Origin of the sequence: Mycolicibacterium fluoranthenivorans, from assembly GCF_011758805.1 — a bacterium.
Classification (GTDB): Bacteria; Actinomycetota; Actinomycetes; order Mycobacteriales; family Mycobacteriaceae; genus Mycobacterium; species Mycobacterium fluoranthenivorans.
Genome location: NZ_JAANOW010000001.1, coordinates 2,410,867 through 2,436,699 on the forward strand (window position 1 = coordinate 2,410,867; position 25,833 = coordinate 2,436,699).

General features: G+C 68.2%; 26 protein-coding genes and 1 pseudogene. 19 read left to right on the forward strand and 8 right to left on the reverse strand.

Features of this window, described 5'->3' with window-relative positions:
* Positions 1-37: 37 nt before the first annotated feature.
* Positions 38-910: a D-alanyl-D-alanine carboxypeptidase family protein gene (locus tag FHU31_RS11620; RefSeq protein WP_167158418.1), complete on the reverse strand. Its 873-nt coding sequence runs from the start codon at positions 908-910 to the stop codon at positions 38-40.
* Positions 911-1,057: 147 nt separating this feature from the next.
* On the opposite strand from FHU31_RS11620, the gene FHU31_RS11625 reads away from it, so the two are divergent.
* The 8 genes from FHU31_RS11625 to trmD all read left to right on the forward strand — a co-directional run bounded on the left by FHU31_RS11625 (position 1,058) and on the right by trmD (position 8,461).
* Positions 1,058-2,866, forward strand: coding sequence for an N-acetylglutaminylglutamine amidotransferase (locus FHU31_RS11625; protein WP_167160928.1), 1,809 nt, complete (start codon positions 1,058-1,060; stop codon positions 2,864-2,866).
* 2 nt (positions 2,867-2,868) lie between these two features.
* The gene (gene ngg / locus FHU31_RS11630; RefSeq protein ID WP_167158420.1) at positions 2,869-4,578 is read left to right on the forward strand and encodes an N-acetylglutaminylglutamine synthetase; all 1,710 of its coding nucleotides are present in this window, start codon (positions 2,869-2,871) and stop codon (positions 4,576-4,578) included.
* Between the two features lie 50 nt (positions 4,579-4,628).
* Positions 4,629-5,864 (forward strand): osmoprotectant NAGGN system M42 family peptidase, encoded by a 1,236-nt coding sequence (locus FHU31_RS11635; RefSeq protein ID WP_167158421.1) that lies wholly within the window; start codon positions 4,629-4,631, stop codon positions 5,862-5,864.
* A 34-nt stretch (positions 5,865-5,898) separates the two neighbouring features.
* The gene (locus FHU31_RS11640; protein ID WP_167158423.1) at positions 5,899-6,348 is read left to right on the forward strand and encodes a nuclear transport factor 2 family protein; all 450 of its coding nucleotides are present in this window, start codon (positions 5,899-5,901) and stop codon (positions 6,346-6,348) included.
* A 170-nt stretch (positions 6,349-6,518) separates the two neighbouring features.
* Positions 6,519-6,992, forward strand: coding sequence for a 30S ribosomal protein S16 (rpsP, locus tag FHU31_RS11645; protein WP_167158425.1), 474 nt, complete (start codon positions 6,519-6,521; stop codon positions 6,990-6,992).
* On the forward strand, positions 6,989-7,231 hold the full coding sequence (locus FHU31_RS11650) for an RNA-binding protein (RefSeq protein ID WP_090356861.1): 243 nt from the start codon (positions 6,989-6,991) through the stop codon (positions 7,229-7,231). Before rpsP ends, FHU31_RS11650 begins: the two co-directional genes overlap by 4 nt.
* 16 nt (positions 7,232-7,247) lie before the next feature.
* Positions 7,248-7,772 (forward strand): ribosome maturation factor RimM, encoded by a 525-nt coding sequence (gene rimM / locus FHU31_RS11655; protein WP_167158428.1) that lies wholly within the window; start codon positions 7,248-7,250, stop codon positions 7,770-7,772.
* A gap of 5 nt (positions 7,773-7,777) precedes the next feature.
* Positions 7,778-8,461 carry a tRNA (guanosine(37)-N1)-methyltransferase TrmD gene (gene trmD, locus FHU31_RS11660; protein ID WP_167158430.1) on the forward strand — a complete coding sequence of 228 codons (684 nt, stop codon included), beginning with the start codon at positions 7,778-7,780 and terminating at the stop codon, positions 8,459-8,461.
* Here trmD and FHU31_RS11665 read toward each other — a convergent pair.
* The gene (locus FHU31_RS11665; RefSeq protein ID WP_167158431.1) at positions 8,458-9,402 is read right to left on the reverse strand and encodes a serine hydrolase; all 945 of its coding nucleotides are present in this window, start codon (positions 9,400-9,402) and stop codon (positions 8,458-8,460) included. The genes trmD and FHU31_RS11665 overlap by 4 nt on opposite strands.
* Before the next feature lie 348 nt (positions 9,403-9,750).
* On the opposite strand from FHU31_RS11665, the gene rplS reads away from it, so the two are divergent.
* The 4 genes from rplS to FHU31_RS11685 are packed head-to-tail and all read left to right on the forward strand — an operon-like array spanning position 9,751 to position 12,005.
* A complete protein-coding gene (rplS, locus tag FHU31_RS11670; protein ID WP_090356852.1) occupies positions 9,751-10,092 on the forward strand; it encodes a 50S ribosomal protein L19 in 342 nt (113 codons plus the stop codon).
* 46 nt (positions 10,093-10,138) lie between these two features.
* Positions 10,139-10,954, forward strand: coding sequence for a signal peptidase I (gene lepB, locus FHU31_RS11675; protein ID WP_167158434.1), 816 nt, complete (start codon positions 10,139-10,141; stop codon positions 10,952-10,954).
* Positions 10,955-10,965: 11 nt separating this feature from the next.
* Positions 10,966-11,703: a ribonuclease HII gene (locus tag FHU31_RS11680; RefSeq protein WP_167158436.1), complete on the forward strand. Its 738-nt coding sequence runs from the start codon at positions 10,966-10,968 to the stop codon at positions 11,701-11,703.
* Positions 11,700-12,005 (forward strand): DUF2469 domain-containing protein, encoded by a 306-nt coding sequence (locus FHU31_RS11685; RefSeq protein WP_024450376.1) that lies wholly within the window; start codon positions 11,700-11,702, stop codon positions 12,003-12,005. Before FHU31_RS11680 ends, FHU31_RS11685 begins: the two co-directional genes overlap by 4 nt.
* Here the strand turns inward: FHU31_RS11685 and FHU31_RS11690 are convergent.
* On the reverse strand, positions 12,002-12,697 hold the full coding sequence (locus FHU31_RS11690; RefSeq protein WP_167158438.1) for a dienelactone hydrolase family protein: 696 nt from the start codon (positions 12,695-12,697) through the stop codon (positions 12,002-12,004). The two genes, FHU31_RS11685 and FHU31_RS11690, sit on opposite strands and share 4 nt — an antisense overlap.
* Positions 12,698-12,720: 23 nt before the next feature.
* Here FHU31_RS11690 and FHU31_RS11695 point away from each other — a divergent pair, with 23 nt between their 5' ends.
* Positions 12,721-13,926, forward strand: coding sequence for a CoA transferase (locus FHU31_RS11695; protein ID WP_167158440.1), 1,206 nt, complete (start codon positions 12,721-12,723; stop codon positions 13,924-13,926).
* Positions 13,923-14,723, forward strand: a complete 801-nt coding sequence (locus tag FHU31_RS11700) for an acyl-CoA thioesterase (RefSeq protein WP_167158441.1) — start codon at positions 13,923-13,925, stop codon at positions 14,721-14,723. Before FHU31_RS11695 ends, FHU31_RS11700 begins: the two co-directional genes overlap by 4 nt.
* Here FHU31_RS11700 and FHU31_RS11705 read toward each other — a convergent pair.
* From FHU31_RS11705 to FHU31_RS11725, 5 genes and pseudogenes are all read right to left on the reverse strand, one after another.
* Positions 14,660-17,107, reverse strand: a pseudogene (locus FHU31_RS11705) (AMP-binding protein); the annotation flags it as partial. The gene FHU31_RS11700 and the pseudogene FHU31_RS11705 sit on opposite strands and share 64 nt — an antisense overlap.
* Positions 17,104-18,144, reverse strand: coding sequence for an ABC transporter ATP-binding protein (locus FHU31_RS11710; protein ID WP_167158443.1), 1,041 nt, complete (start codon positions 18,142-18,144; stop codon positions 17,104-17,106). The pseudogene FHU31_RS11705 and the gene FHU31_RS11710, both read right to left, overlap by 4 nt.
* Entirely contained in the window at positions 18,141-19,691 is a 1,551-nt protein-coding gene (locus FHU31_RS11715; RefSeq protein ID WP_167158445.1) for an ABC transporter permease, read from the reverse strand. Before FHU31_RS11715 ends, FHU31_RS11710 begins: the two co-directional genes overlap by 4 nt.
* Positions 19,692-20,708, reverse strand: coding sequence for an iron ABC transporter substrate-binding protein (locus FHU31_RS11720; protein WP_167158447.1), 1,017 nt, complete (start codon positions 20,706-20,708; stop codon positions 19,692-19,694).
* Between the two features lie 117 nt (positions 20,709-20,825).
* Complete coding sequence (locus FHU31_RS11725) at positions 20,826-21,737, reverse strand: DUF6745 domain-containing protein (RefSeq protein ID WP_167158449.1); 912 nt, start codon at positions 21,735-21,737, stop codon at positions 20,826-20,828.
* Between the two features lie 98 nt (positions 21,738-21,835).
* Here FHU31_RS11725 and FHU31_RS11730 point away from each other — a divergent pair, with 98 nt between their 5' ends.
* The 5 genes from FHU31_RS11730 to dprA all read left to right on the forward strand — a co-directional run bounded on the left by FHU31_RS11730 (position 21,836) and on the right by dprA (position 25,776).
* Entirely contained in the window at positions 21,836-22,195 is a 360-nt protein-coding gene (locus FHU31_RS11730; protein WP_167158451.1) for a heme-binding protein, read from the forward strand.
* 120 nt (positions 22,196-22,315) lie between these two features.
* Positions 22,316-22,657, forward strand: a complete 342-nt coding sequence (locus FHU31_RS11735) for a hypothetical protein (RefSeq protein ID WP_167158453.1) — start codon at positions 22,316-22,318, stop codon at positions 22,655-22,657.
* A 110-nt stretch (positions 22,658-22,767) separates the two neighbouring features.
* Positions 22,768-23,130 carry a YraN family protein gene (locus tag FHU31_RS11740; RefSeq protein ID WP_090357278.1) on the forward strand — a complete coding sequence of 121 codons (363 nt, stop codon included), beginning with the start codon at positions 22,768-22,770 and terminating at the stop codon, positions 23,128-23,130.
* Complete coding sequence (locus tag FHU31_RS11745) at positions 23,130-24,647, forward strand: YifB family Mg chelatase-like AAA ATPase (RefSeq protein WP_167158455.1); 1,518 nt, start codon at positions 23,130-23,132, stop codon at positions 24,645-24,647. The genes FHU31_RS11740 and FHU31_RS11745 overlap by 1 nt, the downstream gene beginning before the upstream one ends.
* Positions 24,637-25,776, forward strand: coding sequence for a DNA-processing protein DprA (gene dprA, locus FHU31_RS11750; RefSeq protein ID WP_167158458.1), 1,140 nt, complete (start codon positions 24,637-24,639; stop codon positions 25,774-25,776). The genes FHU31_RS11745 and dprA overlap by 11 nt, the downstream gene beginning before the upstream one ends.
* Positions 25,777-25,833 lie beyond the last annotated feature (57 nt).

Consider the following 25,833-nt stretch of genomic DNA (forward strand, 5'->3'; position numbering starts at 1 on the left):
TCGCTCAGCGCGCGGTGAGGTTGCCGTTCTGCATCATCTACAGCGCGCCGACCGAGCTGCCGTGACCTTGGGTGAATCCCCAGTCCAGCAGCGCGGACGCCTGATCCCAATACGTCGGCCCGCCCTCATGGATCAACCCGTGCATCAACACCACCACCAGGCGCCGGCCGTCCCGCTGGGCCGCGCCGACGAACGTCTTTCGGGCCAGGTCGGTGAATCCGGTCTTGCCGCCCAACATGCCGGGATAGCGGGCCAGCATCTCGTCCTGGTTGACCAGCGCCCGGTCACCGGTCTTGCTCGGGAACAGCGCGGTGGGCTGCGCGGTGATCTCGGCGAACACCGGATGCGCCAGCGCGGCGCGGAAGATCGCGGCCAGGTCGTGCGGTGTGGTCCAGACGTCGATTCCCGGGCCGTCGAGTCCGGACGGGCTGCCGGCGGTGGTCCCGGTTGCGCCGACGGACACCGCTTTGGCGTTCATCTTGGCGATCGCGGCATCGCGGCCACCGAGCATGGTGGCCAGGGTGTTGGCGGCATCGTTGCCCGACACCAGCAGGAGCGCCTCCAGCAACTGACGTGTGGTGTAGGTCACCCCGGGCGCCACTCCGGCGCAGTTGCACTCGACCACGGTGTCCACGTCGTTGGCGACGATGGTCGCGTCGAGCGGAAGGTCGTCGAGGACGGTCAACGCCAGCAGCACCTTGATGGTGCTCGCCGGGGCGTACCGGCCGAACTCGTTGCGGGCGGCCAGCACCTCGCCGCTGTCGATATCCGCGACCAGCCAGGCCTCCGCAGGTCCGTCCGGCGCGGGCGCCGCACCGGCGGGGATCTCCAGATCCGCCGAGGCCGACGGCGGCCCCGAGGTCACGACGAGCGCCAGGCAGGTGAGCAGCACGGTCAGGAATCGCCCCATGGGTGCATCAGCCTAGTGCGGAGCACCCAACTGTGATCCAGGTCGCAGGTTTGAAGCCATCCCAGGCGGGTACCCGTGCTCGCGGGCGACGTATCGCGCTAGCACCATGCTCGGTTGCCCCCTGAAAAGGAAGAGGTGGTTCACGCCATGTGCGGCATCGCGGGCGAGATCGCTCGCGGACGGGCAGCAGATATCGGAGCCATCGCGTCGATGGCTGACACCATGGTCCCGCGCGGACCCGACAGCGGCGGATTCTGGGCGAAGGACGCGGTGGCCTTCGGGCACCGGCGCCTGGCGATCATCGACCTGTCCAGCCATGGTCACCAGCCGATGCACGACCCCGAGCTCCACCTGACCGTGGCCTTCAACGGCTGCATCTACAACTACCCGCAACTACGCGATGATCTGATCGCGAAGGGTTACCGCTTCTTCTCGCACAGTGACACCGAGGTGGTGCTCAAGGGCTTCCATGCGTGGGGCGAGGGTGTGGTCGACCGCCTGTACGGGATGTTCGCCTTCGCGGTCACCGACACCGACACCGGCGCGGTGCTGCTGGCGCGGGACCGTCTCGGGGTGAAGCCGCTGTACTGGGCGGATATCCCCGGGCCGACCGGCGCCTTCCGGTTCGCGTCCACGCTGCCCGCGCTGGTGGCCGCAGGCGGAGTGGACACCTCGATCGATCCGGTTGCGCTGCAGCACTATCTGAGCTTTCATTCGGTGGTCCCCGCCCCGCACACGATCCTGCGCGGTGTCCACAAGCTCGCCCCCGGTACCGTGATGCGGATCGATCCGGACGGCCGCCGGGTCGAACGGACCTATTGGTCCCCGGTTTTCGAACGCGTGTCGGAGCGCGCGTCCTGGTCGGAGAACGACTGGGAAGAGGCCGTGCTGGCCTCGCTGCGCACCGCGGTGGAGCGGCGCCTGGTGGCCGATGTGCCGGTGGGTTGCCTGCTGTCGGGCGGACTGGATTCCAGCCTCATCGTCGGGCTGCTGGCCGAGGCGGGACAGCATGGGCTGCAGACCTTCTCGATCGGCTTCGAGGCCGCGGGCGGCGAAGAGGGCGACGAGTTCAAGTACTCCGATGTCATCGCCCGGCACTTCGGGACCGACCATCATCAGATCCGCATCGACACCGCGCGGATGCTCCCCGCGCTGTCGGGGGCGATCGGGGCGATGAGTGAGCCGATGATGAGCCATGACTGCGTGGCGTTCTATCTGCTCTCCCAAGAGGTCAGCAAGCACGTCAAGGTGGTCCAGTCGGGCCAGGGTGCCGACGAGATCTTCGCCGGCTATCACTGGTACCCGCCGATGGCGCACGCCGGCGACGGTGACGTCGAGGGCGCCCTGCAGCGATACCGTACCGCCTTCTTCGACCGCGACCACTCGGGCGTGAACGCGCTGCTGCAACCCCAGTGGCGGCTCGACACGGATGTGGCAGGCGATTTCGTGCGCGCGCAGTTCGCCGCCCCCGGTGCGGCCACCGCGACCGATCGGGCGCTGCGGCTGGACACCACCGTCATGCTGGTCGACGACCCGGTCAAGAGGGTGGACAACATGACCATGGCGTGGGGACTGGAGGGCCGGGTGCCGTTCCTCGACCACGAACTCGTCGAGCTGGCCGCGACCTGTCCGCCGGGCCTGAAGACCGCCCATGACGGCAAGGGTGTGCTGAAAGAGGCTGCGCGCCGGGTCATCCCGGCTGCCGTCATCGACCGGCCCAAGGGTTATTTCCCGGTGCCGGCGCTCAAGCACCTGGCAGGACCCTACCTGGACCTGGTGCGCGACGCGCTGCACAGCGACGCCGCCCGTTCCCGCGGATTGTTCGATGCCGCGGCGGTCGGCGACCTGCTCGCCGACCCGAACGGAAACCTCACTCCGCTGCGCGGAAATCCGTTGTGGCAGATCGGATTGTTGGAGATGTGGCTTGCCGAGCACGTCGACGGAGGCCGCAGCTGACCATGTCGGAGACACGGGATGACGTCGGAGTGGTGCAGGATCTCGGCTGGGGCCGGCTGGTCTTCGGCCAGACGTTCGACGACCCTGCGGAGTTCGGCACCGCGTTGCGGGCCGAGGCCAGCGGCCGCCGCGATATCGGCATGTACCTCGATGCCCCGCACGTCTTCGTGGCCCTGCACCCGCAGGAGTTCTTCATCGACCCCAGCTTCACCTACCGGCTCAATTTCGACGACCGCGGCGAATTCTGGCCGGGTGAGGTGCCCGGGGTCGTGGTGCGCCCCGTCCAATCGCCCGCCGATTGCGCCGCGATCAACGAGATCTACCTACGCTGCCGGATGGTGCCCGCCGATATCGACCTGATGTGGAACAACGTCGAGCACGAGCGGCACATGGTCTATCTGGTGGCCATCGACGAACACACCGGCGCACTGATCGGCACCGTCACCGGTATCGACCATCGGCAACTGTTCGGGGACGCCGAGAACGGCTCAAGCCTGTGGTGCCTGGCGGTGGACCCGTCGGTGTCGCGACCCGGCGTCGGGGGCCTGCTGGTGCGCTCGCTGGTGGAGGAGTTCATCCGACGTGGCCGCGCCCAGATGGATCTGTCGGTGCTGCACGACAACGAGGGCGCGATCGCGCTGTACGAACGGATGGGGTTCCACCGGGTTCCCACGCTGGGCATCAAGCGCAAGAACGCCATCAACGAGAAACTCTTCGCCCCGGTGCAGGAGGAGGAGGGCCTCGCCGAGTTGAACCCGTACGCCCGCATCATCGCCGACGAGGCCATCATGCGGGGGATCCACGTGGAGGTGCTCGACGGTAAGGGCGGCTACCTGCGGCTGACCCACGGCGGTACCAGTGTCGTCACCCGAGAGTCGTTGTCGGAGTTGACCAATGCCGTGGCGATGAGTCGCTGCGACGACAAACGCGTCGCGCGCCGAGTGGTGTCCGAGGCGGGTATCCGGGTGCCGCGGGGCCGGACCGCGACCTTCGACGACGAGGACTACGCCTTCCTGCGCGAGGTGGGATCGGTCGTGGTCAAGCCCGCACGCGGCGAGCAGGGGGCCGGTATCACCGTCGGGGTCACCACACCCGAGGAACTGGACCGGGCGGTGAGCTGGGCTGCCAAGCACTGTCCCGACGTGCTCATCGAAGAACGTTGCGAAGGTGAGGATCTGCGGCTGCTGGTGATCAACGGCAAGGTGATCGCGGCGGCAGTCCGGCGCCCACCGGAGGTGTTGGGCAGCGGTAAGCACACCGTGCGGCAGCTGATCGAGGCGCAGAGCCGCCGGCGAGCGGCGGCCACCCACGGCGAATCCGTGATCCCGGTCGACGAGGTCACCGCCGACACCGTGCGGGACGCGGGCTGGGAGCTCGACGAGGTGCTGCCCGTCAACGAGCGGCTGACCGTGCGGCGCACCGCGAACCTGCACACCGGCGGCACCATCCGTGATGTCACCGACGAAGTGAACCCCACGTTGGCCCGGGTGGCCATCGACGCCGCCGACGCCATCGGCATTCCCGTCACCGGTATCGACCTGATGGTGCCCGCCGTCGACGGTGAGGAATACGTGTTCATCGAAGCCAACGAGCGCCCCGGGCTGGCCAATCATGAACCGCGCCCCACGGCAAAGGCCTTCGTGGATCTACTCTTTCCCCGTACCGCGGCCACACCGTGGGCCTGGCAGCCCGAACCGGTCGATCAGGGCTAGGCCGCCGGGGTTGCCTATGCGACCCCGATTCGAGGATGGGAAGAGGAGACATGAAGTCCGAACGTGCCGCGATGCCGGAGGCGACCCGCGCGTGGATGATCGACACCTTGCTCGGTCTGTTGCAGACGCCGAGCCCGTCGGGGCGTACCGACGCCGTCATGCAGCTGATCGGCGACGTCCTCGACGACCTCGGGGTGCCGTTCACCCTGACCCGCCGCGGCGCGCTCACCGCGGAATTGCCCGGCGAGTCGAAGACCATCGATCGGGCGGTCGTCGTGCACGCCGACACCATCGGCTGCATGGTCCGGGATCTGAAGGACAACGGCCGCCTCGAGCTCATACCGGTGGGAACGTTCTCGGCGCGCTTTGCCACCGGTGCCCGGGTGCGCATCTTCACCGACGATCCCGAGGAGTTCTTCACCGGAACGGTGATGCCGTTGAAGGCCTCCGGGCACGCGTTCGGCGACGAGATCGACACCCAGCTCACGGACTGGCCGAACGTCGAGGTCCGCATCGATCGCAAGGTCGCCACCCGCGCGGACCTGGAGCGGTTGGGCTTCAACGTCGGTGACTTCGTCGCATTGATCGCCGCCCCGGAGCTGACCGCCGACGGTTTCATCGTCTCGCGGCACCTGGACGGCAAGGCCGGAGTGGCGGTCGCGCTGGCCCTGGCCAAGACCGTCGCGGAGGACCGCATCGTGCTGCCGCACAAGACGACGATCATGGTCACCATCACCGAAGAGGTGGGGCACGGCGCGAGCCACGGCCTGCCGCCGGACGTCGCGGAACTGGTGTCGGTCGACAACGCGGTCTGCGCGCCGGGGCAGCACTCCATCGAGGACGGTGTGACCATCCCGATGGCCGACCTGCACGGGCCGTTCGACTACCACCTCACCCGCAAGCTCTGCCGACTGGCCGATGAGCGCCGGATTCCCTACGCGCGCGACGTGTTCCGCTTCTACCGTTCCGACGCCGCGGCGGCCATCGAAGCCGGTGCCAACACCCGGGCCGCGCTGGTCGGTTTCGGGCTGGACGGCAGCCACGGCTGGGAGCGCACCCATCTCGACTCGCTGGAAGCTGTGTACAACCTGCTGTACGCGTGGCTGCAGACCCCGCTGACGTTCGCCAAGTGGGACGCCAAACCGTCGGGCAAGCTGCGCGATTTCCCGTCGTCGAAACAGCCCGCGCCCACCGAGCAGTGGGTGCCGCTCTCGCGCGGCGACCATGCCGAACCGGGGGAGTGGTCCGGCGAGCACTGGCCGCCGGCCGAAGGACCGCAAGCCTGACCTCTACGGGCCACCGCGGTGGTTCAATCGAGACGTGCTGAGCATCGAAGAGATCTCCGACCGCCTGGAAATCCAGGATCTGCTGGTGGCGTACTCGACGGCCATCGACAACCGCCGGTTCGACGACCTGGATCACGTGTTCACCGAGGACGCCTATATCGACTACCGCGCCATGGGCGGGGTGGACGGCCGGTTCCCCGAGGTGAAGGCGTGGCTGGCTCAGGTCCTGCCGAACTTCCCGGCGTACGCGCACATGCTGGGGAACTTCGATATCCGTATCACCGGCGACACCGCCAGTTCGCGGACGCTGTGCTTCAACCCCATGGTTCTCGGAGCCGCCCCGGCGGCGACATCGGGCTCCAGCGGCGAGCAGCAGCAGGTGCTGTTCTGCGGGCTCTGGTACGAGGACGAGTTCGTGCGCACCACCGACGGCTGGCGGATGACCCGGCGCGTCGAGGTGAAGTGCTTCGACCGGGTGGTCTGACGGGGATTTGGGCTGGCTGTGGCCGTTCTGGCACAATGGTCGGCTGTCCGCGTGCGACACGTTAGATGCGCCGCACCCCGGTCACACACGCAAAGGCAAAACCGGATCCCGGCAACCCGCCCGGATCGCCGAATTGCCAGCGTGGCAATCAACAGGAGAAACGCTTCACCATGGCTGTCAAGATCAAACTCGCCCGCTTCGGCAAGATCCGCAACCCCCAGTACCGCATCGCCGTCGCCGACGCGCGCAACCGCCGCGACGGACGCGCCATCGAGGTCATCGGCAAGTACCACCCCAAGGAAGAGCCGAGCCTCATCCAGGTCGATTCCGAGCGCGTGCAGTACTGGCTGAGCGTCGGCGCGCAGCCCACTGAGCCCGTCCTGGCGCTGCTGAAGGTCACCGGTGACTGGCAGAAGTTCAAGGGCCTGCCGGGCGCCGAGGGCACCCTGAAGGTCAAGGAGCCCAAGCCGTCCAAGCTGGACCTGTTCAACGCGGCCCTGGCCGCCGCGGACAACGAGCCCACCGGTGAGGCCACCCAGCTGAAGAAGAAGAAGGCCCCCTCCAAGAAGGAGGAAGCCGCCGAGGCCGCTCCGGCCGAAGTCGCCGCCGAGGCCACCGAGACTGAAGCCCCCGCCGCCGAATGAGCTCTGTAGTCGTCGACGCCGTCGAGCACCTCGTTCGCGGGATCGTCGACAACCCCGATGACGTGCGCGTCGACCTGGTGACCAACCGGCGCGGCCGCACCGTCGAGGTTCATGTGCACCCCGAGGACCTGGGCAAGGTCATCGGCCGTGGTGGCCGCACGGCCACCGCGCTGCGCACCCTGGTCGCCGGTATCGGCGGCCGGGGCATCCGCGTCGACGTGGTCGACACCGACCAGTAGGTCGGGCGGGCACGGAATGGATCTCGTCGTCGGTCGGGTCGTGAAGGCCCACGGCATCAGCGGCGAGGTCGTCGTCGACGTCCGCACCGACGATCCGGACGCCCGGTTCACCCCGGGCGCCCGGTTACGCGGTGTCAAGCGTGGCGGTGCGCAGCGCGAATTCGTGATCGAGGCGGTGCGTGAGCACGGCAACCGGCTGCTGGTGCGGCTGGCCGGGGTCAACGACCGCAACGGCGCCGACGAGGTCCGCGGCACGGTGTTCCTGGTGAACACCGACGATCTACCCCCCATCACCGATCCCGACGAGTTCTACGACCACGAACTCGAAGGGTTGGCCGTGCGGACCGTCGGCGGCGCCGCGGTCGGCACCGTCGCCGAGGTGTTGCACACCGCGGCCGGCGAGTTGCTCTCGGTCACGACCCCCGAGGGCGCCGAGATCCTGGTGCCGTTCGTCGGAGCCATCGTCACGTCGGTGTCGCGGGACGACCAGCTCATCGAGATCGATCCGCCCGACGGATTGCTCAACCTCGAAGATCTCTAGTCGCCATGCGGATCGACGTCATCACGATCTTCCCCGCCTATCTGGAGCCGTTGCGGCAGGCGTTGCCCGGCCGGGCCATCGACGCCGGCATCTACGACGTCGGTGTGCATGATCTGCGCCGGTGGACGCACGATGTGCACCGCTCGGTGGACGATTCCCCGTACGGCGGTGGCCCGGGGATGGTCATGAAGGCGCCCGTCTGGGGTGAGGCGCTCGACGAGATCTGTTCGCCGGAAACACTTCTGGTGATCCCGACGCCGGCCGGGCGGCCGTTCACCCAGGCCGTCGCGCAACGCTGGAGTGCCGAATCGCATCTGGTGTTCGCCTGCGGCCGCTACGAGGGGATCGACCAGCGGGTGGCCGATGACGCCGCCCGCCGGATGCGCGTCGAAGAGGTGTCCATCGGCGACTATGTGCTGGCCGGTGGTGAAGCCGCGGTACTGGTCATGGTGGAGGCCGTGGTGCGGCTGCTCCCCGAGGTGCTCGGCAATCCGCAGTCCCACCTTGAGGATTCGCATTCTGACGGCTTGCTCGAGGGGCCCAGTTACACCCGGCCGGCGGTCTGGCGAGACCTGGAGGTGCCGCCGGTGCTGCTCTCGGGCGATCACGCCAAGATCGCGGCGTGGCGGCACGAGCAGGCACTGGCGCGCACCCGTGACCGTAGGCCGGACCTGCTCGACGAGGTCTAGATATGCCCGCCGGGGAAGATCGTCGCCACCGCCTGGGTGATGGTCTGGCGCGCCTTGGTGGCGTCGGTGGCCTGCATCGAACTGATCGCCATCACGTAGCGCCGGTCCGGGCCGATCACACCGGTGGACAGGTGCATCCAGTCCGCGCCGATGCAGCACATCCACCCTTGTTTCACCGCAACGGGTTCCGCGGGTAACCCCTCCGGGATGCCGAAGCGCTGCGGGTACACCCCGCCGGGCACCATACCGTCGGGGGCGGTGGGTGTGGATTCGGCGAGATTGGACAGGATGATGCTGGCGTCGGCCAGTGGCAGTCCACCGGTGCCGGCCAGCAGCATGTCGTAGTAGCGCACCAGATCGGTCACCGTGCTGGTGGTGTTGTACCAGCGGCCGTTACCCGGCGGCCGCGTCGCCGACAGCCCGTAGCGTGCGACGACCCGGTTGATGATCGCGCTGCCACCACTGCGATTCCAGAAGACCTCGGCGGCGCTGTCATCCGACGAGCGCAACATGACGTCGAGCATCCGGCGGTCGTCGGGGCTGAGAGTGGTCTGGCCCTTGGCCTCTTGCAGCAGCAGATCGTCGGCGATGAACAGCTTCACCACCGAGGCGATCGCCACGGTATCGGCTGCGCCGTTGGTGACCAGCTGGCCGGTATTGCGGTCGAGGATGGCCACGGTGATATCGGCGCCGGATCTGGCGGCTTCCGCGGTGGCCTGTCGGATACGCATGTCCAGCCCGTCGAATGCGGCGGTCGGCTGGTCGGGCGGCGTCTCGGGCAGCGGGGCGGAGTTGCCCAACGGCGCGATGACGGTCAGCTGGGGTGATTCGGGGGGCGGGGGTGGGGTCCCGTAGACCTTGGCCTCGCAGGCCGACACCAGCGCGCCGGTACAGAGCACGGTCGCGGTCACCGTCATGAACTTCGACGGCCGCGCGCGCATAGCTCTCCTCCTTGACGTGGCGTGTCAGTAACCCGGTGAACCGCTGGGTAAACCGAGGTTTTTCGGGCCCGAGCTCGGACCCCCGGATGCCGGTCGTGACGTTTACGTAGCCTAACGGCTGAGTGCCGTTGCCGCGCAGCTACCGACTCCGGGCGTTTCGTGCCCGTATACGGCGATTTCGTCGTATGCGTGCCGTCTGGCACAATTGAGCAGTTGTCTGCGCACGGCCTCGCCTGTGAAGCGTGAAGCCTGCTGCGTGACGCAGAACCCGATACACCCGAAATACCTCGGCTCGACCGCGCCCGGCGTGGTTTGACACGAGCCGCTAACAGCAAGGAAGTGTCACCGATGAACACGCTGGACTTCATCGATCAGGCGTCGCTGCGCGAGGATATCCCGGCCTTTGGCCCCGGCGACACGATCAATGTGCACGTCAAGGTCATCGAGGGCTCCAAGGAGCGCATCCAGGTCTTCAAGGGTGCCGTGATCCGGCGCCAGGGCGGCGGTGCCCGGGAGACCTTCACCGTGCGCAAGGAGAGCTACGGCGTCGGCGTCGAGCGGACCTTCCCGGTGCACTCGCCCAACATCGACCACATCGATGTCGTGACCCGTGGCGACGTGCGTCGCGCCAAGCTGTACTACCTGCGCGAACTGCGCGGCAAGAAGGCGAAGATCAAGGAGAAGCGCTGACGCGCCCTGCCAGGGAACGCGGCATGACGCTGATTACCCTGATGCCGTGACCGACGACAAAAAAGAAGGCACGGCGGAAGACTCCGTCGAGGATGTAACCGAAGACGGCGACGAGCCCAAGCGCAAGGGCGGTGCCCTGCGTGAGGGCGTCATCCTGGTCACCATCGCGCTGGTCATGTACTACGTGGTGCTCACCTTCGTGGCGCGCCCGTACCTGATCCCGTCCGAATCGATGGAGCCCACCCTGCACGGGTGCGCGGGCTGCGTCGGGGACCGGATCATGGTCGACAAGCTGACCTACGACTTCTCCAAGCCCGAGCCCGGCGACGTGGTCGTCTTCAAAGGCCCGTCGAACTGGAATATCGGCTACAAGTCGATCCGGTCGGACAACCCGGTGCTCCGCTTCGTGCAGAACGCGCTGTCCTTCGTCGGTTTCGTGCCCCCGGATGAGAACGACTTGGTCAAACGGGTCATCGCGGTCGGCGGCCAGACCGTCGAATGCCGGGCGGCCACCGGGCTGACCGTCGACGGGAAGAAGCTCAACGAGCCCTACCTGGACCCGACGACGATGATGGCCGACACCGACGTCTATCCCTGCCTGGGCAATGAGTTCGGCCCGGTCAAGGTGCCCGAAGGCCGGTTGTGGGTGATGGGTGACAACCGTACCCATTCGGCCGACTCGCGCGCCCACTGCAGCAATCTGCCGGCCGATGCGCAGAAGGGCCTGTTGTGCACCGGCGACCCGGTGGCGGGCACGGTGCCCGTCGACAACGTCATCGGTAAGGCCCGGTTCATCGCGTGGCCGCCGTCGCGTTGGGGTGGCGTGGACAGCGTGAACCCGCAGACGGCTCCCGCGTCCTAGGAGCTGCGGCGTTGCCGGCGAGCTGGCCCCCGAGGACCGTGATCCGCAGATCCGGCCTGCGCACCCTGGAGTCCGCGCTGTACCGCAGCGGACTCGGCCCGGTGGCGGGTGTGGACGAGGTGGGGCGCGGTGCCTGTGCCGGTCCACTGGTGGTGGCCGCGTGCGTGCTCGGTCCGAACCGGCTTTCCAGTCTGGACGCCCTCGACGATTCGAAGAGGCTCACCGAGGCCGAACGGGAGCGGCTGTTCCCGTTGATCCGCCGGTACGCTGTGGCCTATCACGTGGTGATCATCGGATCGACCGAGGTGGATCGACGCGGGGTGCACATCGCCAATATCGAGGGGATGCGCCGCGCGGTCGCCGGCCTGCCGATGCGTCCCGGTTACGTGCTCTCCGACGGCTTCCGGGTACCCGGCCTGGCGGTTCCGTCGCTGCCGGTGATCGGCGGTGACGCGGCCGCCGCCTGTATCGCCGCGGCGAGCGTGCTGGCCAAGGTCAGCCGCGACCGGATGATGGTCGCCATGGAGGCCGAGCACCCCGGATACGGCTTCGCCGAACACAAGGGCTACAGCACGGCGGCCCATACCGAGGCGTTGGAGCGACTGGGCCCGTGCCGCCAGCACCGGTTCTCGTTCGCCAATATCGCACGCGTTGCGGGATCGGTCGAGGCGACGCGTCCGCAGTTGGATGCAGAAGCGCAGTGCGGAATGATGGAACCCAACCTAGACGAAGGACAGCAGAGCAGATGAGTGCCGAGGATCTCGAGAAGTACGAAACCGAGATGGAGCTCTCGCTGTATCGCGAGTACAAGGACATCGTCGGCCAGTTCAGCTACGTGGTGGAGACCGAGCGCCGGTTCTATCTGGCCAACAGTGTGGAGTTGGTGCCGCGGAACGCCGACGGTGAGGTCTACTTCGAACTGCGGCTCGCCGATGCCTGGGTGTGGGACATGTACCGCCCGGCGCGCTTCGTCAAGCAGGTCAGGGTGATCACCTTCAAGGATGTGAACATCGAAGAGGTGGAGAAGCCCGAACTGCGGCTGCCCGACTAAGCCCGCAGGTGTTCGCCGAAGAAGGTGAACACCCGCGTCCAGGCGTCCGCGGTGGCGGCCTCGTTGTAGCCGAACCCGGTGACCCGCAGCAGCGGCTGCGCGGGCAGTTGGTTGGCGAAGCTGTGCCCGGCTTCGGGGTAGACCTTGATATCGGCGGTGATGTGGTGGGCGTTCACGGTTCGCCTGAGCTTCTCCGGCGCGCCGATGCCCAGTACATCGCGGCGGCCGAAGCTCGCCACGATGGGGCAGGCACCGGACAGCGTGCGGTCCAGGTTGCGTGGCAAGGGTACGCCGTAGAACGGGGCCGAGGCGCCGAATCCCTTGGGGGAGAGGATGAGTGCGAACTGTCCACCCATGCAGAAGCCGGCGATACCGACCGCGCCGGTGCACTCCGGCAGGGCCAGCAGATGGTCGCGCGCGGCCAGGATGTCATCGAGCGAGCGCCCGCGTTGGGTCAGCAGTTCCCGCATGACGCGGGTGATACAGCGGGCTCGGCCGCCCCGTGCGTACAGGTTCGGGGTCAGAGCCAGATACCCGGCATCGGCGATCCGCTGGGAGACCGCCTCGTTGTCCGGCCGGTATCCGAAGGCGTCATGCACGACCACCACCCCCGGCCACGGCCCGGGCCCCGCCGGGGTGCTCAGCAATGCGTCGATGGGACCGGCAGGGGTATCGAGCGTGATCGAGGGCACGGCACCAACGTAACGTGACCGGGGTGACTGACGCACCTGAGGCGCTCCGGCCGTTGGCCGGGGTCCGCATCATCGAGATCTCCAGTTTCGTCGCCGTACCCCTGGCCGGAATGACGCTGGCCCAACTGGGCGCCGAGGTGATCCGGGTGGACCCGGTGGGCGGGGCCGCCGATTACCGGCGCTGGCCGGTGACCGACGACGGTGAGAGCATCTACTGGGCCGGGTTGAACAAGGGCAAGCGGTCGGTCGCGGTGGACATGCGCTCCGAGCAGGGACAGGACCTGGTGGTTCGGCTGATCGCCGAGGCCGGTGTGCTGATCACCAATGTGGCTGGGCGGCAGTGGCATTCGTACGACACCTTGGCGGCGATGCGGCCCGACCTGATCCATGTGGAGATCTCCGGTCGCGCCGACGGCGGCACCGGGGTGGACTACACCGTCAATGCCGGGCTGGGATTTCCGCTGGTGACCGGGCCCGAAGGGCTCGACGTTCCGGTCAATCACGTCCTGCCGGCCTGGGATGTGGCCTGCGGTCTGTACACCGCGCTGGCCGTCACCACGGCGTTGCGGCACCGCGATGCCACCGGACAGGGCCAGCGGGTGTCGATCCCGCTGGAGAACGTCGCGCTGGCCACCGCGGGCAACTTGAGCTTCCTGACCGAGGTGATGATCAACGGCACGGATCGGCCGCGCATCGGCAACTCGATCTACGGCCAGTACGGACAACAGTTCACCAGCGCAGACGGCGCCGCGTTCATGATCGTCGCGTTGACCGGGCGGCATTTCCGGGACCTGGCCGAGGTCACCGGCAACACCAAAGCGGTTGCGGCGCTCGGGGAGTCGCTGGGTGCCGATTTCACCGACGAAGGCCGGCGCTACCGCCACCGCGACGCGCTGACCGGGCTGTTCACCCCGTGGTTCAGCGCGCACACCGCCGAGGAGATCAGCGCCGCGCTGTCGGGCACCTCGATCCTGTGGGAGCGCTACCGCAGCTTCGCCGACGCCGCCGCCGGCCCGTCGGTGACCGACAACCCGCTGTTCACCACCCTGGACCAGCCCCGCATCGGTAGCTACCTGGCGCCGGGGCTGCCGGTGGCCATCGATGGCAGCTACCCGCCCGCGGTGCCGTCACCCGCGCTCGGTGACCACACCGCGCAGGTGCTGGCCGACACGCTGGGGCTCGAGGCGGACGAGGTGGCCCGCCTGACCCAGGCCGGCACGGTGGCATGAGCGCGCTCGCGGCACTGTTCGACCTCACGGAGGCAGGTCATGACGCGTGGACGGGTGTGGCCGGCGGGCCCGAGGGCAAGCGGGCCTTCGGCGGACTGATCGCCGCCCAGAGCCTGGCCGCCGCCTGCCACACCCTCGACGCGGCCTTCCAGCCCACCAACATGCACCTGCAGTTCCTGCGCGGCGGGGATGCCGGCGCGGTGCTCGACCTGCGGGTGGACCGGGTGTACGACGGGCGCACCGCCGCGGCCCGCCGCGTCGAGAGCCGCCAGGGCGGTCGGCTGCTCACCGCCGCGACGGTGTCGTTCACCGTGCCGCTGGCCGGCCCCGAACACGGGGTGCGCACGGTGCTGCCCGCGCAGCCGGACACCTTGGCGCCGACCGGCCCGCCCGGTCCGGCGCCGTCGTTGCCGTTGGAGGAACTCGACATCCGGATCGAGGACGTCGGCTCCGGACCGGATTTCGTCCGGCGGATGTGGTGGCGAGTGACTGCGCCGCTGCCCGATGTGCCGCTGCTGCACACCCTGATCGCCGTGTACATCACCGATCTGTACGGGGTCGACCCGGCCTCACAGGTGCACGGCCACTCCATGAGCGACCGCACGCACCGCACCGGTACCACCGATTCATCGATCTGGCTGCATCAGTCGGTCCGGGCCGACGAGTGGAATCTGTTGGAGTCGTCCTCACCGGCGGCGGCGCGGGGGCGCAGCGTCATCACCGCCAGCCTGGTGCGTGCCGACGGCGTCATCGCCGCGACCCTGGTCCAGGAAGGGCTGTTGGCCGACCGGGATTGACGGACGCGCCTGCGGATCCCGTTGATCAGCTGACTCAACGCCACACCCGCGGCGAGGGAAGCCAGCACACCCAGCAGCCGGTGCTCGCCGAACAACGGGTACACCTGAAAGTGTGTGAGGTAGGTGTAGAGCGACGCTTCGGCAACCACACCCGCGAGCACCGCGAGCGGCGCCGGGCACCGCACGGTCGGCAGCCAGATGAGCAGCGCCAGCCCGGTGAACACGAGGATCTCCCGGCCGGTGTTGCCGAAGTAGCCGTGGATTCCCGCAGCGAGCACTGCGGTGACCGCCAGGCGCTGCCATACCGAGGTGGCCTTCGCCGCCGTCCATCCCGCTGCGAAGAACCAGAATGCCACCATGGTGAACCACCCGTCGCGGCCGGGGAATTCGTAGCGCAGCACCAGCCCGAGCGCCAGAAACGCTGCGGCGCAGGCGAACGGGTACCGGCGTTCGGCGCGGTCGCCCAGCCAGCACAGCGCGGTGAGACCCAGCAGAATCCACACCAGCACTTCGACGAACCACAACCGTCCGGCCGTCATGCTGTCGGAGGGACCGAGAAACTTGTTGGCCAGCAAGAGGTTCGTGGCGTGGTAGTCGTCGGTGACGACCAGTGCGACGGCCACCCAGACGATCGCCGGGACGGCGATCCAGCCGATGGTGTGGCGCAGATGGCGGACCCGGTCGCTGCGCGACACCGGCGTCAGGCAGAACCGGCCGAAGTTGTAGCCCGCCAGACCGAGCAGGATGTGCGCGCCACCCCAGAGTGTGAACAGTTCGGCATGGGATCCGACGATCAAGACGATCGCGAGCGCCCGCAGGGCGATGCTGATTTCCAGCGCGGTGCCGAGCGTAGCCGGCTGCGCAGCCTGTTCCAGGTCGCGCAGCGGGGCCTGCTGCCACTGCGGCGGTAGCCGGCCGAGGACCTTCTGCAGCCGCACCGACACCGCCACATACGTCAGGGAGTTGCCGCCGAGATCGACGAAACTTGCGCCGGGATCGATGCGGTCGGGGTCGAGGTGCAGGACATCGGCGAACACCGCACGGACGGTGGATGTCGCCACCTGCGCCGGGACCAGCGCCCGCACTGCCGGATAGTCCGGTTTACCGGAGGGCAGCACCGGCAGTTTGTCGACCCGGGCCGCGCGCACGGCGGCCGGTGGCACGCCGGTGATGGCGGCCACGGCGTCGCGCACCTGCGCCGGGTCGGCGAGTGCGGCCACCACGAGGGTGTCGGCGTCGTCGGTGCACCACGCGAGGATGCCGCGGTCGCGCAGGGATGCCTCCAAGCGTTGCAGATCTATCCGCAGACCGAACATCTTCACGAACCGGCTGGCCCGGCCCACCACCTCGTACAGGTCGTCGCCGAGGTGCCGGGCCAGATCACCGGTGCGCAGTATGTCGACGGTGCGGCCCAGTGCGAGATCGTCGGCATTGTGCGCGTAGCCGAGCATCACATTCGGTCCGCGGTAGGTCAGTTCGCCGATCTCACCGTCGGGTGCGTCGACCTGCAGCTGGCCGCCCGGGATCGCCCGCCCGATTGCACCCGGTGAGGACAGCGCAAGATGCGGCGGCAGGTAGGCCATCCGCGCGGTGGCCTCGGTGGCGCCGTACATGACGAACAGCTCCCACCCGCGGCGTCGGCCCAGCGTCGCCATCTCACGGATCCGCTGCGGCGCCATCCGGCCACCGGCCTGGGTGATGTAGCGCAGATCCGGCAGGTCCATGGAGTCGAATCCGATCTGCTCCAACAGGTCGAACGTGTAGGGCACCCCGGCGAACGTGGTGGCGCGGTACCGGCGGAACAGCGTCCAGAACTCGTCGTCGGTCACCGACAGGTTGGTCAGCAGCAACGCGGCTCCGCGCAGCAGGTGACTGTGGATGACCGACAGTCCATAGCAATAGGACATCGGCAACGTGGTGGCCGCACAGTCGGTTTCACGGATATCGAGGTAGTCGGCGATGGCTGCGGCATTGGCCAGCAGGTTCTCGGTGGACAACCGCACCAGCTTGGGGGAACCGGTACTGCCCGATGTCGACAGCAGCAGCGCCAACTCCGGGTGCAGGCGGTGCCCCTGTCTTCCGCGATGGTGTACCCCGTCGGCGTCGGCGATGAAGTCGGGCCGGTAGCACTCGACGAGGGCCCGGTGATCGCGCCCGGCCGGAACCGGAAGCGGGACGTGCCCGGCCGCGAGCGCGCCCAGATAGTGCACCAGCGTGGTGATGTCGTTGCGCACCTCGATCAGCGCGATACCGCGATCACCCGTGAATTGCGCTGCGGCACTGGATACCTGGACCGCGAGTTGGCGGTAGGTCAGCGTCCTGTCAGCGCAGTGCACTGCCGGGCGCTCGCCGAGGGACGCCAGGTGGTCGATCAGCGGCCTCACCGGAAAACCAGGCCGCTTCCGATGATGTCGATGCACACCTTGGCATGGACCGGCGGCGGGTCGATGCTGTGCTGGCGGACGGTGAAGGCAGGGGTATCCCCGCCGGGGTCGATCGTCAGCAGCACCTCGTGTCCGAGGAACTCGCTGGCGACGACGGTGCCGAGACCGGCGCCGCCGTGAGAGTCGGCGGTCACGGTCGCGCGCAGCTGTTCGGGCCGAAGCATCAGGGTGCCCGGGCCGTCGTCCGCCGTAACGGGGACCCGGCCCAGTGCGCTCTCGGCGCTACCGGAGCGCACCGTGCAGGGCAGCAGGACGCAGTCGCCGAGGAATTCGGCGGTGAACTGATCCGCAGGATTGCGGTAAACCTGTTGCGGGGTACCGACACTGGTGAACCGGCCGTCGCGCATCACCGCGACCTGATCGGCGATCGAGAGCGCCTCGGCCTGGTCGTGGGTGACGAGCAGAGTGGTGACACCCGCGTCGAGCAGCACCTGGGTGACCGCCTTTCGGGTGGCGGCTCGCAGGCCGGTGTCCAGCGCGGAGAACGGTTCGTCGAGCAGCATGAGCGCCGGTCGCCGAGCCAGCGCGCGGGCCAGCGCGACCCGCTGCTGCTGGCCGCCGGACAATTCGTGGGGGCGGCGGGCGGCGAACGACTGGTCCAGCGACACCGTCTCCAGCAGTCGTGCCACCTGCTCGCGAATGGCTTTCCTGCCCAGCCGGCCGTGCAGGCCGTAGGCGATGTTCGCGCCCACGTTCAGATGAGGGAACAGGGCGCCGTCCTGGGCGACGTACCCGACGGCTCGTCGGTGCGCGGCGACGCAGCGGCCGGGACCGGCCACTTGTGTGCCGTCGATCTCGACGGTCCCCGCGTCGGGATTCTCGAACCCGGCGACCAGTCGCAGCAGGGTGGTCTTTCCGCAGCCGGATGCGCCGACCACCGCTGTGATACTGCCGGGCGTCAGTGTGAGGTTCACCGAATCCAGTACCCGTGCGGCGCCGAACGATTTCGAAAGTGACGTGACGTCAAGGGTGTTCATGCGGTCGCCACCTTCGTCGACTGGTTGAACAGCAGCACGGTCACCGGGATGGAGAGCAGGACGAGCACCGTCGCGTAGGGCGCGGCGGCGGCATAATCCAGCTCGCTGGACAGTGACCAGAACCGCATGGCCAGCGTTCTGGTTCCGGTCGGGGCGAGCAGCAGGGTGGCGGTCAGTTCAGTGGCGACGGCCACGAACACCAGGCACATCCCGGCGGCCGCGGCGGGAGCGGTCAATCGCAACGTGACGTGGAAGAAGGTGTGCGCGGGGGATCGACCCAGCGACAGCGATGCCTCCTCCAGTGCGGGCGGGATCTGGGCCAGGCCGGACCGCAGATTCACCAACGCGCGGGGCAGGAACATCAACAGGTAGGCGCACAGCACCAGGGCGGTCGTCTGATACAGCCCGGGAGCGAACCGGATCGCGACCGTCACCAAGGCCAGTGCGGTGACGATGCCCGGCATCGCGCTGGTGATGAAGTTGGCGCCCTCCACGGTGCGGGCGAGGGGACCGCTGAACCGAACGGCCAGCCAGGCGAACGGAAATGCCAGCACCGTGGCCAATATCGCGGCCCCCGCTGCCAGCAGCGTCGTCTGCAGCAGGGCGGTGCCGAGATCGCTGAGCGACCACACCGCGGTGCCGCCGATGAGCAACCAGCGCGTCAACGTCCACACCGGCACTCCGAGCGCCAGAGCAGTGAGCGCGGCGAGCCCGGCCGTCGCCGCCGGCCCGAAGGTGCGCAACGGAATCGGGGTGAGTATGCGGGGGGCACCCGAGCCGATCCTGGCGAAACGGGCCTTGCCGCGCAGCGCGCTCTCGGCCAGCAGCAGCACCAGGCACAGCGTCACCAGTATCCCCGCCAGGGTTGCGCCCGCGACGCCGTCGAAGGTCGCCTGGAACTGTTCGAAGATCGCCGTGGTGAAGGTGGCGAACCGCAGCATGGCGAAGGCACCGTACTCGGCAAGCAGATGCACCCCGATCAGCAGGCCGCCACCCAGCACGGCCAACCGCAGTTGCGGCAGCACCACCCGGAAGAACACCCCGACCGGGCTGGATCCCAGAGCGCGGGCGGATTCCTCGATGGCCGGGTCGAGCCGGCGCAGCGTGGCCGCGGCGGGCAGATAGACGAAAGGGAAGTAGGACAGTGCCGAGACCAGCACCCCGGCGCCGAATCCGTGCAGTTGCGGCCAGACGCTCACCCAGGCGTAACTGTTGATGAAGGCCGGCACGGCCAGCGGGGCCACCAGCAGTGGGCGCCACACCGCCCGGCCGGGCACATCGGTGCGTTCCACCAACCAGGCCGCGGCCACCCCGAGGGCAACGCAGATCGGCACCGTCACCACGACCAGCCCGACGGTGTTGACGAGTAGTTCCCCGACGCGGGGACGGACCACCAACGCGTACACCCGGGCGGGCCCGGTGGAGACAATCGCCCAGGCGACGTAGCCCAGCGGGATGAACGTCAACGCCACCAGCAGCGCGACAGTCCCGCTCAACAGCGGTCCGGCTCCGGTGCGGGTGGTGCGCGGGGCCTGGGTGGTGACCACCTACAGGAGGCCGGCGCTGGTCATGAGGTCGGTCACCTTGGTGGCGTTCAGATCAGAGGGATCCACCCGGGGGGCCTGCAGGGTGTCCAGCGCGGGCAGGGCGGGGTTGGCCGGGACGCCGCTCGCCACCGGGTATTCGAATGAGGTGCCCTTCTCCAGGACCTCCTGACCGGCCTTGCCGGTGATGAACCGCAGGAACTGCTGGGCCTGGTCTTTCTTCTTGCTCGAATTGAGGACGCCGCCGCCGGAGATGCTGATGAACGCACCGGGGTCCTGGTTGCGGAAGTAGTGCAGTGCGGTGTTGGCGCTGATGTCCTTGGTCTTGGCCTGGTCCCGGAACCAGTAATAGTGGTAGATGATGCCGCCGTCGACCTGACCGTCGTTGACCGCGCGCAGGGTGGCGATGTTGTCCTGGAAGATGGTCGCGTTGGTCTTCATCCCGGCCAGCCAGGCCGCGGTGGCTTTTTCTCCGGTGAGGGCGAGCATGGCCGCGACGATGGCTTGGAAGTCCGCCTTGGCGGGTGGCGCGCCCCACCGTCCCTTCCACTGCGGAGACTGCAGCTCCATGATCGACTTCGGCAGCTGATTCTCCTGCAGTCTCGCCTTGTTGTAGACGAATACCGTTGTGCGCGCAGCGACGCCGGTCCACTTGTTCGACGCCGGGCGGTATTGCGCGGGCACCTGCTGCTGGACGGCCGCATCGACGTCGGCGAAGAGTCCGGCCTTCTCGACCGCGGCCATCGCCGGTGAGTTCTCGGTGAGGAATACGTCTGCCGGAGACGCAGCTCCTTCGGCGATGATCTGGTTACCCAGTTCGGTGTCACCGCCCTGCCGGTAGGTGACCTTGATCCCGGTCTCCTTGGTGAACGCCTCGATCCATTCCTTGGCCAGCGACTCGTGCTGAGCGTTGTAGATCAGCAGTTCGTCGTTGGGCGTGCCCGACGAGCAGGCAGTCGCGGCGGCGACGAGCGCAAGGACCGCGAGCAAGGCGGTGAATCGACCCCATCGGGCACGCATCAAGGATCCTCTCCTAAGTTGAGGCTGCCCTTAGTAACATACCGGTGCCGGTACGGATACTCCTCGGCGCCCTCAACTTCGATTCGGAGTCACTGTCCGTGGCGTGATCCCGGGTGCTCAGGCCTCGCTGGATTCAGCCTTGTATCGCAGGCCACTTCGTGGCTCAACCCAGTCGACGAATGGACATGCGGGATGGCCGGTATCGCAGGTGTGGACGAAATAGTCGAACTGCCCGTAGCCCGGAGGCCGGTCCCGGGCCAGCCGCGGGGGCAGCGGCAGGCGATACAGTCGAGCGCCGCTGACATCGGTGTCGACCAATTGTGCACCAGACCCGTTGATGAGTTGCTCAAAAGTGAGGTAGCGCAACGCGATCGACCGTTGATCCGCGTTCTGGAGAGCGGCGACGGCCTCGATGGTCATCTCACGGTCGACGATCCGCCGGTAGACCGATTCACCGAATTCAGTGCCGCGCAGATAGTAGATACCGGATCCGTCAGACCATTCGATGGCCGGGCGGCCGGTATCGTCGTGCAGCACACCGGCACTGCCGTCGGCGTAGCGGACCGTCGGCATCGGCACCAGAAGCACTTCCCGGTGAATCGGGACGATCCAGCCCAGATCGAGGTCCCGGGCGCGGCGCATCGACTGCGAGAACCGGGCCCACCTGCTCACGGACACCACGCTGATCGGTGGCAGCCACCGGGCATCGGGCATGGCAGCAACGAAGCGGCTGTAGAGGATGTCCCGCAGATCATTCGGCACGATGGCACCGGGGGCAGCGCCGGTATCGTCATTTCCCGACCAGCGTGCGATCCGGGACCATCGCCTGTCCGGCCCGATCAGGGACGCGATCCGCAGCGCCCGGTCCAATTGCGGGATGACCGAGTACTTGGTGCCCAGGTACACATCCCGCGAGATGCAGAACTCGGTCACCAGATCCAGGGCCGCATCAGCATCGAACGAGCCGCCGCCGGGTGAACGCCTGGTGGGGAGGTCGAGGTCGACGTAGGACTCCATATCGAAAGTCATGGGCGCAACGTAGCGCGGCGGTCCGACAAGTCCCGGGACACGCGGGCCGCTCCGCGCAAAGGGTGCGGGGTTGCCCGGCGAATCCATAGGATCGAGCGATGAAGCCGATTGCCCTCCTCCTGTTCAGCGCGTCTGCCGTTTTCGCCAGCGTCACGGCCCCGACCGCGGCCGCGGCCGACCCGTGTTCGGCGAGCGGTCTGGCCAGCACCGCCAGCGGCGTGCTCGCGCAAGCGGGGAGCTACCTCGATGCGCATCCCGGCGCCAATGACGTCCTGACCGCCGCAGGCAATCAGGAGACCGGTGATGCGTCCGCGGCGATCAGGGGCTACTTCACCGGACACCCCGGCGAGTTCCTGGACCTGCAGAACATCGCTCGCCCGCTGACCTCGCTGCGCAGCCAGTGCGGTGTCTCGGTGTCGCCGGGCAAGTTGGCGGCGCTGTTTGATGCGCTGGCCTGACGGCCAGACGGGCGTTCGACGCGCTGGCCTGACGGCCAGACGGGCGTTCGACGCGCTGGCCTGAAACCGAGTACCCGCCTACTCAGCTTCCTAGAAGCCGGCCACCCTAACGTGGTCGGGATGACCACGTGGGTGATCGCGATCGACATGGCAGCGGACGGCCCACTGGGTGAACAGCACGACATGGTGCTCGCGTCGGTGCAGCCGTTCCTGGAGTCCTTACCGCGACGAGCTGCCGGCCGTGCCGGCAATGTGCTCGCTTCGGAACTGCTGAGCTCCACGGGTATCCGGGAAACGAACAGATACCTGCTGCTGGTGGACGTGGACAAACCGTCACCGCGGTCATTGCGCATGCTGGCCGAGGAGCTGACCACGGTGCTCCCGGCCGGGACGAACGTCTCGGCGCTGGGTGAGTTCGCCTCCGTCGCCCGGGCGTCGACATCGCAGTTACTCGCCTGGTAACCGGCTGGTTTCGGCTGGCGCCTGTGGATGAATCGGTGACTGTGGATAACTAGCTGTTGTGGGTGCCGGCGTGGGCGTTGTTGTCGGTTGTGCGGTCGATCCTGGGGTTCATGGAGACATGGAGTCGCGCCGAGATCGGTGCGTTGGGGGAGCGGTTGGCGGTGGCGCACCTGGAGGCCTTGGGTTTGCGGGTGCTGGAACGTAATTGGCGGTGCCGTTACGGCGAGTTGGATGTGATCGCGGCGGATGGTTCCACGGTGGTGTTCGTGGAGGTCAAGACGCGGACCAGTGATGCTTTCGGTGGGGTGGCGCAGGCGGTGACGCCGGCCAAGGTGCGCCGGTTGCGGCGGTTGGCCGGGGTGTGGTTGGCGCAGCAGCGGGGCAGTTGGGCCGGCGTGCGCATCGATGTGGTGGGGGTGCGGATCGGGCGGACCCGGGTGCCGGAGTTGGCGCATGTGCGGGGAGTCGGCTGATGGCGCTGGGGAGGGCGTTTTCGGTGGCGATCCGTGGGGTGGCGGGGGTGATCGTGGAGATCGAGGCGGATATCACCTCGGGTCTGCCGGGGGTGCATCTGGTGGGTTTGGGGGATGCGGCGTTGCAGGAGTCGCGGGATCGGGTGCGTGCGGCGATCACCAATTGTGGCAATACCTGGCCGATGTCGCGGTTGACGTTGGCGTTGTCGCCGGCGACGTTGCCCAAGAACGGTTCGGCGTACGACTTGGCGTTGGCGGCTGCGGTGTTGTCCGCGCACGGGAAGAAGGACTGGCCGCGGCTGGAAAAGTCTTTGCTGCTGGGGGAATTGGCGCTCGATGGTCGGGTGCGGCCGGTGACCGGGATTCTGCCGGCGGTGTGGGCGGGCAAGAACGAGGGGTGGCCGGTGGTGGTGGTGCCTGAGGAGAATCTCGCCGAGGCCAGCCTGGTGGATGGTATCGAGGTGTGGGGTGTGCGCACGTTGGGTCAGTTGCAGGCGTGGTTGGCGGGCAAGGGTGGGTTGGCCGGTCGTCTGGAGACGGTGGCGCCTGCGCCGGCGGTGGTGGCTGATCTTGCGGATGTGGTGGGGCAGACCCAGGCCCGGTATGCGGTCGAGGTGGCTGCCGCCGGTGCGCATCATCTGTTTTTGTCGGGTCCGCCGGGGATCGGTAAAACGATGTTGGCGCAACGGCTTCCGGGTTTGTTGCCGCCGTTGACGGAGCAGGAGGCGTTGGAGGTGACGGCGATTCATTCGGTGGCCGGGTTGCTGACCGGGGCAACGCCGTTGATCACCGAGCCGCCGTTCATCGCGCCGCATCATACTTCCAGTGTGGCGGCCATGGTCGGTGGTGGTTCGGGTATGGCCCGCCCGGGTGCGGTCAGCCGGGCACACCGCGGCGTGCTGTTCCTCGACGAGTGCGCCGAAATCGGTACCAGCGTGCTGGAAGCCATGCGGACGCCCCTGGAGGACGGCGAGATCCGGCTGGCCCGCCGCGACGGGGTCGCGAAATACCCGGCGCGGTTCCAGCTCATTCTCGCGGCCAACGAATGTCCTTGTGCACCGGCCAATCCCCGCGATTGTGTGTGCCCGGCCGCGGTGAAGCGGCGCTACCTGGGCAAGCTGTCCGGCCCGTTGATGGACCGGGTCGATCTGCGCGTCAAGATGCATCAGGTGCGCGGCGGGGCATTCGGCGACCAGGTCCCCGAACCCACCGCGGTGGTCCGGGAACGGGTGGCCAACGCCCGGGCCGCCGCGGCGCACCGATGGCAGGCCGTCGGGGTGCGGACGAACGCAGAGGTGCCCGGGCCGATCCTGCGGCGCGCGTTCCGGCTCAGCCGCGAGGCCATGGCACCGCTGCGCACGGCGCTCGATCGCGGCACGTTGAGCGTCCGCGGAGTCGACCGAACCTTGCGGGTCGCATGGTCCATCGCCGATCTGGCGGGCAAGGAATCTCCGACGGTGGTGGACGTGGGCACGGCGCTGAGCTTCCGCGATGAGGTGGTCAACGATGGCCGATGACCAGACCCGGCGGGCGTGGGCCTATCTGTCCCGCGTGACCGAACCACCCTGTCCCGCACTGACCGAGTACGTCGGCGTGCACGGTCCGGTCGAGGCGGCCGCGAGGATACGGTCGGGCACGGAGCCGCCGTCGTTGACCGATGCGGTGGCGGGGCGCCGGGATATCGACCGCTCGGCAGACGATCTGGCGCTGCTCGATCGTCGCGGCGGCCGGCTGATCACGCCGGACGATGACGAGTGGCCGTACCTGTCGTTCGCCGCGTTCGGGGCCGAAGACGTCAGGAAGAAACAGGACGGGCGGGTGCCGATGGTGCTGTGGGCGATCGGGCCCGCGCGCCTGGACGATATCGCCGACCGCGCCGCGGCCATCGTCGGCACCCGGGCGGCCACCGCCTACGGCGAACACATGGCGGCGACCCTGGCGGACGGGCTCGTCGAACACGATGTGGCGGTGGTCTCGGGCGGCGCCTACGGGATCGACGGCGCGGCACATCGGGCGGCGCTGGCCGCCGAGGGCTGCACGGTGGCCGTGCTGGCCGGCGGTATCGATGTGCCGTATCCGAGCGGTCATTCGGCTCTGCTGCACCGGATTTCACAGACCGGATTGCTGCTCACCGAGTACCCACCCGGCGTGCGTCCGGCCCGGTTCCGCTTCCTGGCCCGCAATCGTCTGGTGGCCGCGCTCGGGCGCGCCACCGTCGTGGTGGAAGCCGGGCTGCGCAGCGGCGCGGCCAACACCGCCTCGTGGGCCGCGGCGATGGGACGAGTGGTGTGCGCCGTGCCCGGACCCGTGACGTCCTCCGCGTCAGCGGGGTGTCATGTGCTGCTGCGGGGCACGGCGCTGCTGGTGGACCGGCCCGACGAACTGGTCGAGATCGTGGGCAAGGCCGGGGAGTTTGCCGACGAGCCCGAACATCCGGTCGCAGCACTGGACGGGCTGTCCCGGCCCGAGCGGCTGGTGTACGAGGCGCTGCCGGCGCGGGGTTATCGCAGCCTCGAGGAGATCGCGGTCGATGCTGCCCTTCCCGCGGAGTCGGTCCTCGGGCCATTGGCGCTGCTCGAGGTGTCGGGCTTGGTGCAGCGAAAGGAGGGCAGGTGGCGGATCGTGTCGCGGTCCACGTCGGCGTAGCCGACCGCCGCCGACCGGCCACTCGTACAGTGGTGCGGAGATCGTCTAACAGAACGG

Coding starts and splice junctions, on each gene's coding strand:
- FHU31_RS11620 (WP_167158418.1), bottom strand. CDS start 910: ATGGGGCGATTCCTGACCGTGCTGCTCACCTGCCTGGCGCTCGTCGTG.
- FHU31_RS11625 (WP_167160928.1), top strand. CDS start 1,058: ATGTGCGGCATCGCGGGCGAGATCGCTCGCGGACGGGCAGCAGATATC.
- ngg (WP_167158420.1), top strand. CDS start 2,869: ATGTCGGAGACACGGGATGACGTCGGAGTGGTGCAGGATCTCGGCTGG.
- FHU31_RS11635 (WP_167158421.1), top strand. CDS start 4,629: ATGAAGTCCGAACGTGCCGCGATGCCGGAGGCGACCCGCGCGTGGATG.
- rpsP (WP_167158425.1), top strand. CDS start 6,519: ATGGCTGTCAAGATCAAACTCGCCCGCTTCGGCAAGATCCGCAACCCC.
- FHU31_RS11650 (WP_090356861.1), top strand. CDS start 6,989: ATGAGCTCTGTAGTCGTCGACGCCGTCGAGCACCTCGTTCGCGGGATC.
- rimM (WP_167158428.1), top strand. CDS start 7,248: ATGGATCTCGTCGTCGGTCGGGTCGTGAAGGCCCACGGCATCAGCGGC.
- trmD (WP_167158430.1), top strand. CDS start 7,778: ATGCGGATCGACGTCATCACGATCTTCCCCGCCTATCTGGAGCCGTTG.
- FHU31_RS11665 (WP_167158431.1), bottom strand. CDS start 9,402: ATGCGCGCGCGGCCGTCGAAGTTCATGACGGTGACCGCGACCGTGCTC.
- rplS (WP_090356852.1), top strand. CDS start 9,751: ATGAACACGCTGGACTTCATCGATCAGGCGTCGCTGCGCGAGGATATC.
- FHU31_RS11685 (WP_024450376.1), top strand. CDS start 11,700: ATGAGTGCCGAGGATCTCGAGAAGTACGAAACCGAGATGGAGCTCTCG.
- FHU31_RS11700 (WP_167158441.1), top strand. CDS start 13,923: ATGAGCGCGCTCGCGGCACTGTTCGACCTCACGGAGGCAGGTCATGAC.
- FHU31_RS11710 (WP_167158443.1), bottom strand. CDS start 18,144: ATGAACACCCTTGACGTCACGTCACTTTCGAAATCGTTCGGCGCCGCA.
- FHU31_RS11720 (WP_167158447.1), bottom strand. CDS start 20,708: ATGCGTGCCCGATGGGGTCGATTCACCGCCTTGCTCGCGGTCCTTGCG.
- FHU31_RS11725 (WP_167158449.1), bottom strand. CDS start 21,737: ATGACTTTCGATATGGAGTCCTACGTCGACCTCGACCTCCCCACCAGG.
- FHU31_RS11730 (WP_167158451.1), top strand. CDS start 21,836: ATGAAGCCGATTGCCCTCCTCCTGTTCAGCGCGTCTGCCGTTTTCGCC.
- FHU31_RS11735 (WP_167158453.1), top strand. CDS start 22,316: ATGACCACGTGGGTGATCGCGATCGACATGGCAGCGGACGGCCCACTG.
- FHU31_RS11740 (WP_090357278.1), top strand. CDS start 22,768: ATGGAGACATGGAGTCGCGCCGAGATCGGTGCGTTGGGGGAGCGGTTG.
- FHU31_RS11745 (WP_167158455.1), top strand. CDS start 23,130: ATGGCGCTGGGGAGGGCGTTTTCGGTGGCGATCCGTGGGGTGGCGGGG.
- dprA (WP_167158458.1), top strand. CDS start 24,637: ATGGCCGATGACCAGACCCGGCGGGCGTGGGCCTATCTGTCCCGCGTG.